This window comes from Roseateles terrae, assembly GCF_014192155.1.
GTDB lineage: Bacteria > Pseudomonadota > Gammaproteobacteria > Burkholderiales > Burkholderiaceae_C > Roseateles > Roseateles terrae.
Map to the genome: position 1 here is coordinate 586,128 of NZ_JACHXO010000003.1, position 14,255 is coordinate 600,382.

General features: G+C 66.2%; 13 protein-coding genes. 8 read left to right on the plus strand and 5 right to left on the minus strand.

The window, feature by feature from the left end:
• Positions 1 to 173: 173 nt before the first annotated feature.
• Together FHS28_RS11860 and FHS28_RS11865 are read left to right on the plus strand one after the other, a co-directional pair.
• Positions 174 to 1,466: a DUF4397 domain-containing protein gene (locus tag FHS28_RS11860; protein ID WP_184294636.1), complete on the plus strand. Its 1,293-nt coding sequence runs from the start codon at positions 174 to 176 to the stop codon at positions 1,464 to 1,466.
• 98 nt (positions 1,467 to 1,564) lie between these two features.
• A complete protein-coding gene (locus tag FHS28_RS11865; protein WP_088452427.1) occupies positions 1,565 to 2,296 on the plus strand; it encodes a hypothetical protein in 732 nt (243 codons plus the stop codon).
• 57 nt (positions 2,297 to 2,353) lie between these two features.
• Here the strand turns inward: FHS28_RS11865 and FHS28_RS11870 are convergent, their stop codons facing one another.
• Together FHS28_RS11870 and gstA are read right to left on the minus strand one after the other, a co-directional pair.
• Positions 2,354 to 3,943 carry a thioredoxin fold domain-containing protein gene (locus tag FHS28_RS11870; protein ID WP_246409932.1) on the minus strand — a complete coding sequence of 530 codons (1,590 nt, stop codon included), beginning with the start codon at positions 3,941 to 3,943 and terminating at the stop codon, positions 2,354 to 2,356.
• A 125-nt stretch (positions 3,944 to 4,068) separates the two neighbouring features.
• Positions 4,069 to 4,677, minus strand: coding sequence for a glutathione transferase GstA (gene gstA, locus FHS28_RS11875; protein WP_088452424.1), 609 nt, complete (start codon positions 4,675 to 4,677; stop codon positions 4,069 to 4,071).
• Positions 4,678 to 5,077: 400 nt separating this feature from the next.
• On the opposite strand from gstA, the gene FHS28_RS11880 reads away from it, so the two are divergent.
• From FHS28_RS11880 to FHS28_RS11890, 3 genes are read left to right on the plus strand one after another with little or no spacing between them, the layout of a single operon-like run.
• Positions 5,078 to 6,760: an alpha/beta hydrolase gene (locus tag FHS28_RS11880; RefSeq protein WP_088452422.1), complete on the plus strand. Its 1,683-nt coding sequence runs from the start codon at positions 5,078 to 5,080 to the stop codon at positions 6,758 to 6,760.
• Complete coding sequence (locus tag FHS28_RS11885; RefSeq protein ID WP_088452420.1) at positions 6,757 to 7,560, plus strand: ABC transporter ATP-binding protein; 804 nt, start codon at positions 6,757 to 6,759, stop codon at positions 7,558 to 7,560. Before FHS28_RS11880 ends, FHS28_RS11885 begins: the two co-directional genes overlap by 4 nt.
• Positions 7,557 to 8,735, plus strand: coding sequence for an ABC transporter permease (locus FHS28_RS11890; RefSeq protein ID WP_088452418.1), 1,179 nt, complete (start codon positions 7,557 to 7,559; stop codon positions 8,733 to 8,735). Before FHS28_RS11885 ends, FHS28_RS11890 begins: the two co-directional genes overlap by 4 nt.
• A gap of 92 nt (positions 8,736 to 8,827) precedes the next feature.
• Here the strand turns inward: FHS28_RS11890 and FHS28_RS11895 are convergent, their stop codons facing one another.
• Positions 8,828 to 9,139, minus strand: a complete 312-nt coding sequence (locus FHS28_RS11895; protein WP_088452416.1) for a DUF4902 domain-containing protein — start codon at positions 9,137 to 9,139, stop codon at positions 8,828 to 8,830.
• A 236-nt stretch (positions 9,140 to 9,375) separates the two neighbouring features.
• Here FHS28_RS11895 and FHS28_RS11900 point away from each other — a divergent pair, with 236 nt between their 5' ends.
• Together FHS28_RS11900 and FHS28_RS11905 are read left to right on the plus strand one after the other, a co-directional pair.
• Complete coding sequence (locus tag FHS28_RS11900; RefSeq protein WP_184294638.1) at positions 9,376 to 10,098, plus strand: helix-turn-helix transcriptional regulator; 723 nt, start codon at positions 9,376 to 9,378, stop codon at positions 10,096 to 10,098.
• A gap of 124 nt (positions 10,099 to 10,222) precedes the next feature.
• Positions 10,223 to 10,399 carry a hypothetical protein gene (locus FHS28_RS11905; protein ID WP_184294640.1) on the plus strand — a complete coding sequence of 59 codons (177 nt, stop codon included), beginning with the start codon at positions 10,223 to 10,225 and terminating at the stop codon, positions 10,397 to 10,399.
• A gap of 415 nt (positions 10,400 to 10,814) precedes the next feature.
• Here the strand turns inward: FHS28_RS11905 and FHS28_RS11910 are convergent, their stop codons facing one another.
• A complete protein-coding gene (locus FHS28_RS11910) occupies positions 10,815 to 11,087 on the minus strand; it encodes a YkgJ family cysteine cluster protein (RefSeq protein WP_088452412.1) in 273 nt (90 codons plus the stop codon).
• A gap of 176 nt (positions 11,088 to 11,263) precedes the next feature.
• On the opposite strand from FHS28_RS11910, the gene mnmG reads away from it, so the two are divergent.
• Positions 11,264 to 13,240: a tRNA uridine-5-carboxymethylaminomethyl(34) synthesis enzyme MnmG gene (mnmG, locus tag FHS28_RS11915; protein ID WP_088452410.1), complete on the plus strand. Its 1,977-nt coding sequence runs from the start codon at positions 11,264 to 11,266 to the stop codon at positions 13,238 to 13,240.
• A gap of 217 nt (positions 13,241 to 13,457) precedes the next feature.
• Here mnmG and FHS28_RS11920 read toward each other — a convergent pair.
• On the minus strand, positions 13,458 to 14,255 hold a 798-nt coding region (locus FHS28_RS11920; RefSeq protein ID WP_184294642.1), incomplete at its 5' end, for a transposase.

Below are 14,255 nucleotides of genomic sequence, written 5' to 3' on the forward strand. Positions count from 1 at the left end.
TGCGGGCCTTTTCTTAGCAGAAACCCTTTCTTAACCCGCCTGGACAGAGCTTCCTGAATACACTCGCGGTCTGTGTCCAGATTGATTTCGAACTTCACACACCTGCCATGACGCAACAAGCCTTAGCAACAAGCCCGTCGTCCAATGCTCCGAAACGAGTGGAGACCCGGACGATGCGATTCAAGACCTGGGCCTGGGGCCTGAGCGTGGCCTCCATGGCGCTGCTGACCGCCTGCGGCGGCGGCGGCGGTGATGGCGGCAATGCCGACGTGCGCCTGCTCAATGCCAGCATCGGCTACAGCGCGCTGGACATGGCCGTGGGCACCGACCAGAAGGTGGTGAACAGCGCCGTGGCCTATGCCAAGGCCGGCAGCTATGCCAGCGTGAGCACCAGCGATTCCGGCACCTATATCCAGAACTCGACCGTGGGCAGCACGCTGTCCTCGACGACGCCCACCCTGAGCTCGGGCACCAAGTACACGCTGATCGCCTACGGCACCACCAGCGCCGTGCGCACGACGCTGCTGCAGGACAACCAGGACAAGCCGGATGCCGGCAAGTCCAAGTTCCTGATCCTGAACCTGGCGCCTGACGCCGGCGCGCTGGATGTCTACGAAACCGTCACCACGTCCACCAACCTGGACGACGCCGCTACCGTGGCGAGCGGCATCGCTACTGGCGGTGGCAGCGGTTATGCCTCCCTGAAGTCGGGCACCTTCCGCTTCGTGGTCACCGCCGCGGGCGACAAGACCGACGTGCGTCTGACCATCCCGTCGCTGACGCTGCCGGATGCTGGCGTGTCGACCCTGATCCTCACCGGCTCCAACGGTGGCGTGCTGGTCAACGGCATGCAGGTGATCCAGGAAGGCGACGTGACCAACTACGCCAACACCAGCGCCCGCGTGCGTCTGGTGGCTGGCCTGCCGTCGGGCAACCTGATCACGGGTAGCGTGGGCAGCGTGCCGCTGCTGACCTCGGCCGGCACCCCGGCCATCGGCTCGTACACCCAGGTGACGGCCGGCTCGCAAGCCGTCGCGCTGACCGTCAACGGCAACCCGGTGAGCACCGGCGCTGCTGCCCTGACCGCTGGCAACGACTACACGATGCTGGTCTACGGGACCGCCGCCTCGCCGTCGGTCAGCCTGCTGTCTGACGACAACAAGCTGCCGAACAGCACGGTCAACGCCAAGATCCGCGTGATCAACGGCCTGAGCAACACCACCGGTGGTGTGGACCTGCGCGTGAACTACGCCGCCTACGGCTCGAACGTTGTGCCGGGCAGCGCCTCCACCGCGACCCAGACCCCCGCCGTGACGAACGCGCAGGTGTCGGTGACGGCTTCGCAGACCGCAGCCTCGCTGTTCTCGAAGAGTGACGTCACCCTGACCGCCAACAACAACTACTCCGTGTTTGTGCTGGGCGACATCAACAACAGCCCTGCCGTGACCCTGCTGCGCGATCGCTGATCGCTGACTGCTGACGGCGGATCGCCCAACCCGATCCTCCCTGTTGGCCACGTCCTCGCAAGAGGCGTGGCCATTTTTTTTGCAGGCAAGATGGCGTCATGGATCCGGATACGCCCCTCGTTCCCACCACGCCGCAATTGCGCCGGTTGCGTCAGCTGTGGCGCTCGGCGGGCTGGCCCTGCCAGGACATGCTCGAGCTTGAACTGCTGGCCAGCGGCTGGCTGGAGCGCTTGCGGGATGGACACGGACGCGAGACGCTGCGGCTGACCGACAGCGGCATCGCGGTGCTGCATGCCGGCTTCCAGAAGAACCGGGCCCTGCGGGACCGGCATGAGGCACTGGTGGAGCGCGCAGCGGTGGAGCTGCAGCGGGCCGGTCGGGTGGTCTGGCGTGGGCTGACGCTGCGGGCGGGCCTGCCGCGGGAGGACGAACCGGAGCGCATGCGCTGGGTCAACGCCATGCCCGACCTCTATTCCGTGCGCAACACCACCGTTGAGGACTACCTCGAGCCGACGGTGCATGAGATCAAGGTCAGCCGCGCCGATCTGCTGGGGGAACTGCGCAAGCCGGCCAAGGCGCAGGCCTATCTGGCCCTGAGCAGCCAGTGCTGGTATGTGCTGAAGGCAGGCATTGCCGAGCCCCAGGAGATCCCGGAGCCGTTCGGCGTGCTGCTGGCGCATGAGCCCCGGACCGACCGCGGATCGATCCAGCTGGAGCTGGCGCGTCCGGCCCCGCGACGGGCGCAACGGCCGGACTTTGGTACCTGGATGGCGCTCGCGAAGGCTTCCCCCTGCGCCCTGCCCCTGGACAACGGACAGGACGGGTTCTGACGCACCTTGGACGCCCCTTGGATGCGCTTCGGACGCGCTTCGGACGCGCTTCCGGGCTCAGCCCTTCTTCAGCAGCCCCTCGCAGACCGCCTTGTCCGACGCTTCCGACTGCTTGGCGCAGACGCCGTCGAGCTGGGTGCGCAGGCGCTTCAGGCTGGCGTCATGCTGGCCCTTGGCATTCCAGGCTGTCAGCTGGCTGCCCACCTTCTGCAGGGACCGGGCGCTGCGCTCGTAGAACGCGCCCTTGTCCTTTTCCGCCTCGGCCAGCAGCTGGGAAGCCGCCTTTTCGATACGGGCGCTGTCCTGCGGCGTCAGCTCCACCAGCGCGCTGAGGTAATTGGAGCCCCACTGCAGCCGGGTGGCCGGACCTTCACTGCGGTTGAAGGCTTCCTCGTACCAGCGCAGCGCCTCCTCGGTGCGGCCCTGCTTGCGGGCATTGCCGCCGAGGTAGCTCATCAGGTAGTACGGCGAGTGGCTCTTGGCCAGGCTGGCCTTGAGCAGCGCGTCGCTGTCGGCCCACAGGCCCGCGCGACCCAGCACATGCGCAGCAGACGTGATCACCGCCTGGCGTTCATAACCGTCAGTCGCCTCCTGGTCGGTGCGGGCGGCGGTGGCTTTCACCTCGGCCAGCAGGGCCGGGTCCAGCTTGGGATGCAGCTCGGCTTTGGGCTGGTCCAGACGGGCCAGTTCCACCCGGGCCAGCAGCGCCTGCAGGCGGTCCGCGCGGGAGAGGGTGGCGTCAGCCTGGAAACGCTTGAGCGCGCTGTCGAGGCGGGCGACCAGGGCCTGCCGGTCCGCACCGGCGGTCGGCGCGAGGGCGACGGCGATGTCGTCGGCGGAATTGGCGAGCACGTCGACCTGCACCCGCGCGGCAGCCGGGTCGGCCAGCACCTGGTTGATGCGGCTGCGCAGCGCGGCATCGGCCTTGGGCGGCTGACCCCCTTCACCGGCGGACGCCAGCGCCTTCAGCCACAGCCGGGTGCTGGTGTCCTCGTCCACACCCTGGCTGGCCTGGGCCAGCCGTGCCAGCAGGGCGGGCCGCTGGCTGGCGGGCACCAGCTGCTGTTCGTCCGTATCCCAGCCATAAAAACCCAGCAGCTTCCACTCGCTGGCGGAGAGCTTGCGGCCCGCCTGCGCATCGGCCAGGACCGCCTTCACCGGTCGGCCGCCGGCCAGGCCCAGTTGCAGCACCTGAAGCACCTGCGCGGCATCCGCCTCGCCCGGCAGCCGGGTGAGTTCCTGGCGCTGGTTGTTGAACAGGATCATCGTCGGATAGCCGCGCACCTTGAAGCGCGCGCCCAGGCGCTGGGCGCCGGGGTTGTCTCCGTCGATATGGACGGCCACGAAGGCCCGCGACTGCTCGATGAAATCGGCCCGGTTGAACAGCGTCGCCTTGAGCTGATTGCAAGGCGGGCACCACTTCGCTCCCCAGTAGAGCAGGACCGGCTTCTTTTCAGAGGCGGCCTGCTGGAAGGCGCGGTCGATGTCCGCATCCCCCGAGGCTTCCTGCCACGCAATGGCGGCGCTGCTCTGGGCGGCGGCAGCCATGGCGGCCGGCGTGTGGGCGGTCAGGGCCCCCAGCGTGGTCACGGCAGCGGCCAGCAGGGTCACGCGCAGGGCGCGGTGCATCGAAAGCGTACGGGTCATGGCGGGCGCGGGCCGCAGCGGGATCACCGGCGGCCCGGATGGCAAAGGAAATATTGTGGCCCGGACGGTCGCTGCGCGTCATGCGCAATGCGAGCAAGCACATGCGAGGGTCCGGGCGCGGGGGCTTACTTCAGCAGGCCTTCCTGCTTCAGTGCGGCCTGTACGGCCGGACGGGCGGCCACGCGGTCGCGGTAGGCAACCAGGCGGACGAAGGGACTCACGTCCACGCCCACCAGACGGCCCCAGCCGGTGACGGTGAAGAGGTAGGCATCGGCCACGGTGAAGGTCTCGCCCATCAGGTAGCTGCGGCCTTCCAGCTGGCTGTCCACCCACGACAGGCGGTCCAGCAGCTTGGTGCGGAATTGCGCCTTCGCCTCTTCCGGCATGGCGGGATTGAACAGCGGGCTGAAGCCCTTGTGCAGCTCGCTGGTGATGAAGTTCAGCCACTCCTGCAGGCGATAGCGCTCCAGGGTGCCGTTGGCGGGCGCCAGGCCGCTGGCAGGGGCCTGATCGGCCAGGTATTGCACGATGGCCGGGCCTTCGCTCAGGCGTTCACCGTTGTCCAGCTCCAGCAGCGGCACATAACCCTTGGGATTGAGCGTGTAGAAGTCGGTGCCGTCCTGCAGCTTGTGGGTCTTGGTGCTGGCCAGGACGATCTCGATGTCCAGGCCCGCTTCACGCGCGACGATGTGGGGCGAGAGCGAGCAGGCGCCGGGGCTGTAGTAGAGCTTCATGGGGTCTCCTTCGGTGACGGCTCCAGGGGAGCGCGGGGGGAAAGCCGGCACCTTACGCGGCCTTGCGGCCACCCGCAATGCCCGGTTTCATCCACGGGCGTTTGTCGATCCGTTGGCGGAAGCGGCGGGGAAGCGGCGGGGAAGCGGCGGGGAAGCGGCGGGGAAGCGGCGGGGAAGCGGCGGGGAAGCGGCGGGAAAGCGACGGGAAAGCGACGGGAAAGCGACGGGGAATGGGCGCGAAATCGGCGGGCGCAGCTTCGGGCAATCACCCGAAAGGTGGACCGGTGCCGTGGAGCAACGGCACGGGCGCAGGGAGGTGGGTGGCAGGGAAGCTCTGCATGCGGAGGCGCCCCCCGGCATGCACATAATCGGCCCGCATTCTGCACGGAGGAGCGCTTTGATGGTGAGTGTTCAATGGACGCGGTCGGACGCCGACCCGGTCCCTGCCCGACCGACGCCGCGGCTTCGCGCTGCGCCCCGCGCCCGGATCCCCGCCCTGGCGGCAGCAATCGTCCTGGCCGGGCTGCCGGCATGGGCAGCGGCGCAGGCCTCGAGCCCCGCGCCCGCTGACGGCTCGGAGCTTCGCCCCTGCCGCATTGAAGGGGTGTCGACCGAAGTCCAATGCGGGCGCATCAGCCGTCCGCTCGACCCGGCCCAGCCGCAAGGGCGTCGCATCGACGTGCATTTTGTGGTGGTGCCGGCCCTGGCCCGCAACAAGCAACCGGATCCGGTGGTGCTGCTGGCCGGCGGTCCCGGCCAGAGTGCCATTTCACTGGCGGGCATGGTGATGCCGCGGCTGTCGCGGCTCAACTACCGGCGCGACCTGGTGTTCATCGATCAACGTGGCACCGGTCGATCGGCACCGCTGGACTGCCGGGACGATACGCCGCAGACGCTGAAAGAAGCGCTGGAGCCCGGTCGACGGGAGCGCCTGCTCGACGAGTGCCGGCAGCGTTTGCAGACCCTGCCCTATGGCGATCTGCGCCAGTTCACCACCGTCATCGCCATGCAGGACTTCGACGCGGTGCGACAGGCGCTCGCGGTCCCCAGCTGGAATCTGCTGGGCGCGTCCTACGGCACGCGCGCTGCGCTGGACTACCAGCGGCAGTTTCCGCAGCACGTGCGCCGCAGCATCCTCGACGGGGTGGCGCCGCCGGACATGGTGCTGCCGGTGTCGTTCTCGCAGGACAGCCAGGCGGCGCTGGACGCCGTTTTCAGCCACTGTGAATCGGATGCGGCCTGCCGCACCCGCTATCCCAACCTGCGGGCTGACTGGCAGGCGCTGCTGCGCAGCCTGCCGCGCACGGTCACGCTTCAGCATCCGGTCACCCTTCGCAGCGAAGAGGTGACGATGACGCGGGAGACGCTGATGTCGGCCGTGCGTCCGCCGCTGTATTCACCGACGCTGGCGTCCGCGCTGCCGGAGGCGTTGCATGAAGCCAGTCAGGGCCGCTTCAATGCGCTGGGCGCGCTGACCGGCATTATGAGCGGCGGCGGTGCGGCGCGGCTGTACACCGGCATGCACTTCTCGGTCATCTGCGCCGAGGATGCGCCGCGTCTGGCCGCATCCACCGATGCGCCGGGCGGCGACTTCGGCACGCTGGACCGCGACCAGTACGCCCGGGTCTGCAAGGCCTGGCCCCGGGGCGAGGTCCCGGCGGCGTTCTACACCCTGCCCCCGGCACAGCATCCGGTGCTGCTGCTCAGTGGTGGCGCCGACCCGGCCACACCGCCGCGCCATGGTGCGCGTGTGGCCCAGGCGCTGGGTGCCCAGGCGCGCCATGTGGTGGTGCCGCAGGCGGGGCACGGCGTGGCCCTCTCTCTGAGCTGCATGCAGGACGTGCTGTTCAGATTCATTGATGCCAAGGAGGATGCCGACGCGCTGAAGGTGGACGCCACCTGCGCCGAGCGCATTCCGCGCCCGACGGTGTTCCTGCCTCCGACGCCCGAAACGGTGGAAGCGGCGGCTTCGGCCGCACGTGCTGCGGACCGGGCGCGTGATGCGCGATCGGCGGCGCCAGCGTCTTCGTTTGTCCCCTCCTCCACCGCTGTGGTGCCCTCGTCCCGGGAGACCGCCCGATGATCCGTATTCAAGGCCTGCGAAAGGCATTCGAGGCCCGCACCGGCGGCGGGCTGTTCAAGCGCGGAGGCAAGCGCACGGTGGTGGCGGTGGACCATCTCGACCTGAGTGCGCCCGACGGGGTGATCACCGGCCTGCTGGGCCCCAACGGCGCCGGCAAGACCACTTCGCTGCGCATGCTGGCCGGCCTGTTCAAGCCCGACCAGGGCAGCATCCAGGTCGATGACATCGATGTGCTGCAGCAGCCGCGCGCCGCGCTGGCGCGCATGGGCGTGCTGGGGGATGCGCATGGGCTCTATCCGCGTCTGTCGGCGCGGGAGAACATCGTCTATTACGCCCGGCTGCAGGGCATGGTGACCGACCAGGCGCAGGCCCGTGCGGAAGCGCTGGCGGACCTGCTGGACATGCGCGGCATCCTGGAACGGCGGGCCGATGGCTTCAGCCAGGGGGAGCGCATGAAGACGGCGCTGGCGCGGTCGCTGGTGCATGACCCGGCCAACATCGTGCTGGATGAGCCGACCAATGGACTGGACGTGGTGGCCACGCGTGCTTTGCGGGAGGTGCTGCGGCATCTGCGATCGCCGGCAGGCGGGGCCAAGTGCATCGTGTTTTCCAGCCACATCATGCAGGAGGTGGAGCAGTTGTGTGACCAGGTGGTGGTGATGTCGCAGGGCCGGTCGGTGGCCACGGGGACGGTGGCGGAGCTGCAGGCCCGCACCTCGACCGACCGCTTTGAGGATGCCTTTGTGGCGCTGGCCTTTCCCGAGGTGGCGCCTTTGGCTGCACAGGAGATGTCCGCATGAACAGCGCCACCTTGCGAGCTTTTTTCACTGTCTTCCGCAAGGAGGTGGTGGATGCGATGCGAGACCGTCGCACCTTGCTGCGTCTGATGATTCCGGCGCTGCTGATGGGTCCGCTGATGCTGATGATGATGTCGGGGCTGGTCGCTTCCTTTGAGGAGCGGGCGGAGAAGCGGGAGATCCAGGTCATCGGCATTGAGCATGCGCCGACCCTGCGCAATTATCTGGAGCGGCAGACCTACACGGTGAAGGCGCCGCCGGCCGACTATGAAGCGCAGCTGCGCAGCGCGAAGCTGGGGGATCCCATCCTGGTCATTCCGGCGGATTTTGAAGTGATGCTGGCCGGTGGGCAGCCGGTCACGGTGGAGATCGTGAGTGACAGCGCCAACCAGCGGGCCTCGTCGGGCGTGGGCACCTTGAGCCGATTGCTGCAGGGGTTTGGTCAGGAGCGGGCGTCGCTGCTGCTGGCGTTGCGGGGCATCAGCACGGAGCAGCTGCGGCCGGTGAAGGTGGAGGAGCGGGACCTGGCGAGCCAGCAGGCGCGGGCCACGCGGATCACGGTCATGCTGCCGATGTTCATCATGATGGCGGTGCTGTATGGGGCGCTGACGGCGGCTTTGGACAGCACGGCGGGTGAGCGTGAGCGGGGGTCGCTGGAGCCGCTGCTGGTCAATCCGGCGCCGCATGGGGCGATCGTGGCTGGCAAGTGGGGGGCGGTGTTTCTCATGGGCATGATGGTGGCGTTGCTTTCCAACATCAGTTTTTTGCCCGCACAGCAGCTCATGCGCAGTGACAGTCTGCAGGCGATGTTCCAGTTTGGATGGCCGGAGGCGGTGAAGTTCCTGCTGCTGCAGATGCCGTTGGGCGCGGGCCTGTCGGCGGTGCTGATGGCTCTGGCGATCCGGACGAAGACCTTCAAGGAAGCGCAGGCCAGCGCCACGCTCGTCATGACGGCGGTGTCACTGACGCCGATGGTCTCGATCATGAATCCGGGTGCCGAGGCCAACTGGCACCTCTGGATTCCGGGCCTGGCGCAGAATGCCTTGATGATGACGGTGCTGAAGGGCGAGCCCCTGACGCTGATGAAGGTTATGCCGAGCATTGTGGTGGGCGCCCTGCTCACCTTCGCCGGCCTGCTGTTCGTCACCCGTTCGATGCGCGCCGCAGTGTCCCGCTAAGCCACAGGCCACGGCGGCCCACGAGGACCGCCGTGCAAGCCGGGCTGGCGGTTCGCCTAGAGGGCCACCGCCGGGCCGCCCCAAGGTGGGCCTCAGTGGCCTGCGGGCGCCTGTAGAGCCTGTTGCACGTGCTGCTGCCACGGCAGCGTGTGCACGATGCCATTGAGCTGAATCGCCGATTCCAGCGGGGCCAGCACCTCCCCGGCGCGGTTGAGGAACTGCAGGTTCGTCACCAATGCCATCGGGTCGACCATGCTCACCATGCCATACGGCATGCAGACCCAGTCCCAGGCCACACCGGCCGCCCCCAGCTCCGATTCCCCAGACCACAGGGTTTGCCCCATGGCTGGTTGTTCCTCGTCTCCCACGACCAGCACGCGCGTGCTCAAATGCGCGAACTGCATGCGGGGAAGCCGCTGCACATCACACAATATTCGCGGCCATGCGTACACAATCCAGGCTGGAGTCATTGTCGGAATTGTTAAGTTGATTGGCGGGCGGGTGCTCCCATGCCCAGCAGTGTGGGCAGGAAGTGCCCCCACCGCCAGCTGTAAACCCTAGCAGGGCGTGCATGCGTCACGGCGCTTCAGGCACACTGCAGGCCAGATACAAGGGACGGCCATGAAGGCCGAGGCGATCGATGCTGCAAGGCGGATACCAGTCAGTGCTCGAGGCGCGCTCACGGGATGAATTCCGGAGCGAGATCACGCGGTTCGCGAATGATCTGGACTTCGAACGGTTCTCGGCCATTCTGGTCGTGGATCGCGCCATGGGCAGTTCAGATTTCATTGCGGTGGAGAACACACCAGCAGGCTTCACCAGCATCTTCAATGACCCGCGGCTGGGCAAAAAAGACCCGGTCATGCAGCATTGCAAGCGGCAGAGCGTGCCCATCGTCTGGAACCAGCAGACCTACCAGAAGCACGACGCCCCCGAGCTGTGGGAGGCGCAAGCCCAGTTTGGCTACAAGGTGGGCATTTCGCTCGCCCTGCACCTGCCGGAAGGTCGGCACTTCGTGCTGGGTGTGAACCGGGAACAGACGCTACCGAACAATCCGGTGACGCTCACCCGGATGGTGGCGGATCTGCAGCTGTTTGCCGTGCATGCGGTGGATGCAGCGCTGCGGGTGCTGTTGCCGCATCCCCACGCGGTGAGCGATGTGGATGCACCGCGACTGACGCCCCGTGAGCTCCAGTGCCTGCACTGGACGATGGAAGGCAAGACGGCGTGGGAAGTGGGCACCATCCTCTCCATCACGGAGCGGACGGCGGTGCTGCACATCAACAATGCGATGCACAAGCTGGGCTGTACCAACAAGCATCAGGCGGTGCTGAAGGCACTCAGGCTGGGCCTGATTCGCTGATGCTGCCCGGTCCGAAAGCCCGGAAACACTGTAAGAGCTGACAGTTATGCGGACGGATGGCCGCTGATTCAATAGGACCTGTGCTCACCGGAAGTGATGCACCCCACCGAATCTGGAGCCTCTCATGCAAGCCCAACAAACTTCTGTCATTTCCAACACCGAAGAACAAGCGCTGGTCGAGCTGGACCTGGAAGTCCTGGTCCATGTTGGCGGCGGAACGCCCAAGGGCACCTGGAATGAAGATCCGGTTGCCACGGTGGCGGCTGTTGACACCAACCCCACGCCCAAGGGCACCTGGTAATTTCAGCGCGTCGCGTTAGGCGCCGTGAGGGCGCATGAACGCCGCGTATGAAGGCAGTGTCATGGGGCGCTGATAGCGCCCATACCCAGGCTGCTCGCAGGCAGACCTGGGTTTCACTTTTTTCACCGCTGTCCATTGACCGCTGTCATCGCGCGACGCCTGAGCCGTCCGGACTTATGGGGCCAAGACCCTTCCCATCCGGCGCGGGGATTCAGGCGATCAGGGAGGAGTGACTCCGCTTGCAGGCTCGACCACGGCATCTGGCGCGCAATCGCGTCGGGTTCCGTACCGGGAGGGGTTGGGCCTGCAGGCTGGAGTGGCTGGCGCGAAAGGTCAGCGGCATCAGCGATGACTGGCTCTGGGCAATGCGGTCACGGCTTTCGGCGGAGTCATCCACGAAGGTCATCCGTGGTGGCTATCCACGGGAGTCAAATGGCGGCGCAGTCGCCTCTTCCATCCATCCGAGCCAGCGCATTGCCTGCTCGCGGCTGTCTCCGCACATGTCCTCGCTCGGCATCAGCGATCCGCAGACTTCGGGCCGCTCGGGGTGACCGAAGATGCGGCAGCGATTCTGATCGTCCAGCTGCACACAGCGCACCCCTGCCGGCTTGCCCTGTGGCATGCCGGGAATGGCACTGCTGATCGATGGTGCGATGCAACAGGCGGCGCAAAAAGGACGGCATTCCATCGTGCCAATTGTCGCTGCGAGGCCCGGCGCCGATACCCATTCTGCTGGGACTTATCCACAGCCCCGCGTAAAATCGGCGCCCTTCCCTCCAGCCTCCATTCACCTGGCCACCGACGGCTGACGGCGACCCCGCGGAATGCGATGTCGAAGTTGTCTGCCGCGCCAGGGTACTTGCCATGCTTTATCCCAAAGAGTTCGATGTGATCGTCGTTGGTGGTGGCCATGCCGGCACCGAAGCCGCGCTGGCTGCGGCTCGCATGGGTGTCAGCACCCTGCTGCTCACCCACAACATCGAGACCCTGGGACAGATGAGCTGCAATCCGTCCATTGGCGGCATCGGCAAGGGCCATCTGGTCAAGGAGGTCGATGCGCTGGGCGGTGCGATGGCGGCGGCCACTGACGAGGGCGGGATTCAGTTCCGTATCCTCAATGGCTCCAAAGGCCCCGCGGTCCGTGCCACCCGCGCCCAGGCCGATCGCATCCTCTACAAAGCAGCCATCCGCCAGCGCCTGGAGAACCAGCCCAATCTGATGCTGTTCCAGCAGGCCGTGGATGACCTGATGGTCGAAGGCGACCGAGTGGTGGGTGCCGTCACCCAGTCGGGCCTGCGCTTCCGCGCCCGTGCCGTGGTGCTGACCGCCGGCACCTTCCTGGACGGCCGCATCCACATCGGCCTGGACAACTATGCGGCTGGCCGCGCGGGCGATCCGCCGGCGGTCACCCTGTCGGGCCGACTCAAGGAGTTGAAGCTGCCGCAGGGGCGACTCAAGACCGGCACGCCACCGCGCCTGGATGGCCGCACCATCGACTTTTCCCGCTGCGCCGAGCAGCCCGGAGACCTGGACCCGGTGCCGGTGTTCAGCTTCATGGGCCATGCCGGCCAACATCCGAAGCAGCTGCCCTGCTGGATCACCCATACCAATGAGCGCACGCACGAGATCATCCGCTCCGGCTTCGACCGCAGCCCGATGTTCACCGGCGTCATCGAGGGCGTGGGCCCGCGTTATTGCCCGTCGATCGAAGACAAGATCAACCGCTTCGCCGACAAGAATTCGCACCAGATCTTCCTGGAGCCGGAAGGTCTCACGACCCACGAGTTCTACCCGAACGGCATCTCCACTTCCCTGCCCTTCGACATCCAGCTGGCGGCGGTCCAGTCCATTCCAGGTCTGGAGCAGGCGCACATCCTGCGGCCGGGCTATGCCATCGAATATGACTACTTCGATCCGCGCGAACTGAAGTCGACCTTCGAGACCCGTGCCATCCAGGGCCTCTTCTTCGCAGGACAGATCAACGGCACCACGGGCTATGAGGAGGCGGCGGCTCAAGGTCTCTTCGCCGGCCTCAACGCCGCACTGCAGGTGCAAGGCAAACCCAGCTGGGTTCCGACCCGCGACCAAGCCTACCTGGGTGTCCTCGTGGACGACCTCATCACCAAGGGTGTCACCGAGCCTTATCGCATGTTCACCAGCCGGGCCGAGTTCCGCCTGCAACTTCGGGAAGACAACGCCGACCTCCGTCTCACCGAAGTCGGTCGCGAGATGGGCCTCGTGGACGACCTCCGCTGGGACGCCTTCAACCGCAAGCGCGACGCTGTTTCACGTGAAACAGAGAAGCTGAAATCCACCTGGGTGAATCCCAACATCCTGCCGGCAGCCGATGCCGAACGGTTGGTGGGCAAAGCCCTTGAGCGCGAATACAGCCTGATCGACCTGCTGCGTCGCCCCGGTGTGAGCTATACGACTCTTGAGGAAGTGGCCTCCATTGCGCGTCCGAATGCGGGTGTCTCGCGAGCCGCGCTGTCGGACCATCTTGGCGACACCCTGGCGGAAGCCGTGGTCGAGCAGGTCGAGATCAGCGTGAAGTACGCCGGCTACATCAGCAAGCAGCAGGACGATGTGGCTCGCGCCTCCACCTACGAGCATCTGCGACTGCCGGAGGATCTGGACTACGGTCTTGTCACGGCCCTCTCCTTCGAGGCTCGACAGAAGCTGAACAAGCATCGCCCGGAGACTTTGGGGCAGGCCTCCCGAATCTCGGGCATTACGCCCGCGTCGATTTCCCTGTTGCTCATCCACTTGCGAAAGGGTCGGTTCAAGGGCTTCACTGACAACGACTCCAAGGACGCAACCGCATCCACGGAAGCGGCTTGACCCCGCTCGCTGACCGTACCTCAACGTACCCTCTCCCTCCCCTCTGCGCACCCTCTGCCCTCACGGTGGTCACCCGGTGACCCTAAACGACGGAGATTGGAAAAGAGCCCCACGACTCTCACTCCTGGCCAGAAGTATTTTTTCCATCTGCCGCGGTGGGATATGGGGAAGGGACTTGGGGCCCCATTTCCGTAAGTATTAGCAACCGTCTTAAATATCAAGCTGAAGTGGCTGTGATCTGCCCCTTCAGTACATCCCAGGCCCGGTTATCCCGGACCATGGCGTTAAGGATGGTCAGCAGCTTGCGCATGCAGGCGACGAGTGCCACCTTCTTGGGCTTGCCCGCTGCGAGAAGCCGTTCGTAGAACGCGCGGATGACCGGGTTTCGCCTGCAAGTTACCAGCGCGGCCATGTACAGGACCGCTCTCACGGGGGCTCGTCCTCCCCAGACATGCCGCTGCCCTCGATGCTTGCCTGAGTCGGACGACAGCGGCGCAACGCCCACCAGTTTGCTGATGGCGCGCCGATCCAGTCGGCCCAGCTCAGGCAGAGCAGCCATGAGCGCCACTGTGGTTACCGGGCCGACCCCTTTTACGCTGGTCAGCAACTCGCGCATACCGTCGAAGTGATCGTTGATGTGATCGTCGATTTCCTTGTCCAACGCTGCAATTTGCTTGTCCAGGAACTTCACGCTGCTGAGAATGCTGCGGGCCATGGTCTTGCGGGCCACCTCCAAGCGGTGCTTCTCGGCGACCCGCATCTCCACGAGCTGGCGTCGGCGGACCATCAGGTCTTTGAGAATCTCCCGCTGCTCATCCGGCTGGGGCGCCAGATAACAGCTGCGCTTCTCATGACGTGCCAGCACGTTCGCCAGATCTCTGAGCACAGCCGCGTCCGCCCGGTCAGTCTTGGCCAACTGGCCCAGCGACTTGGCGAAGTCACGCGCCTGGCGAGGATTGATCCGCGCCACTTCGATTCCGGCGTGCTGCAGCGCAATCAAAAAACCGCGCTCCAG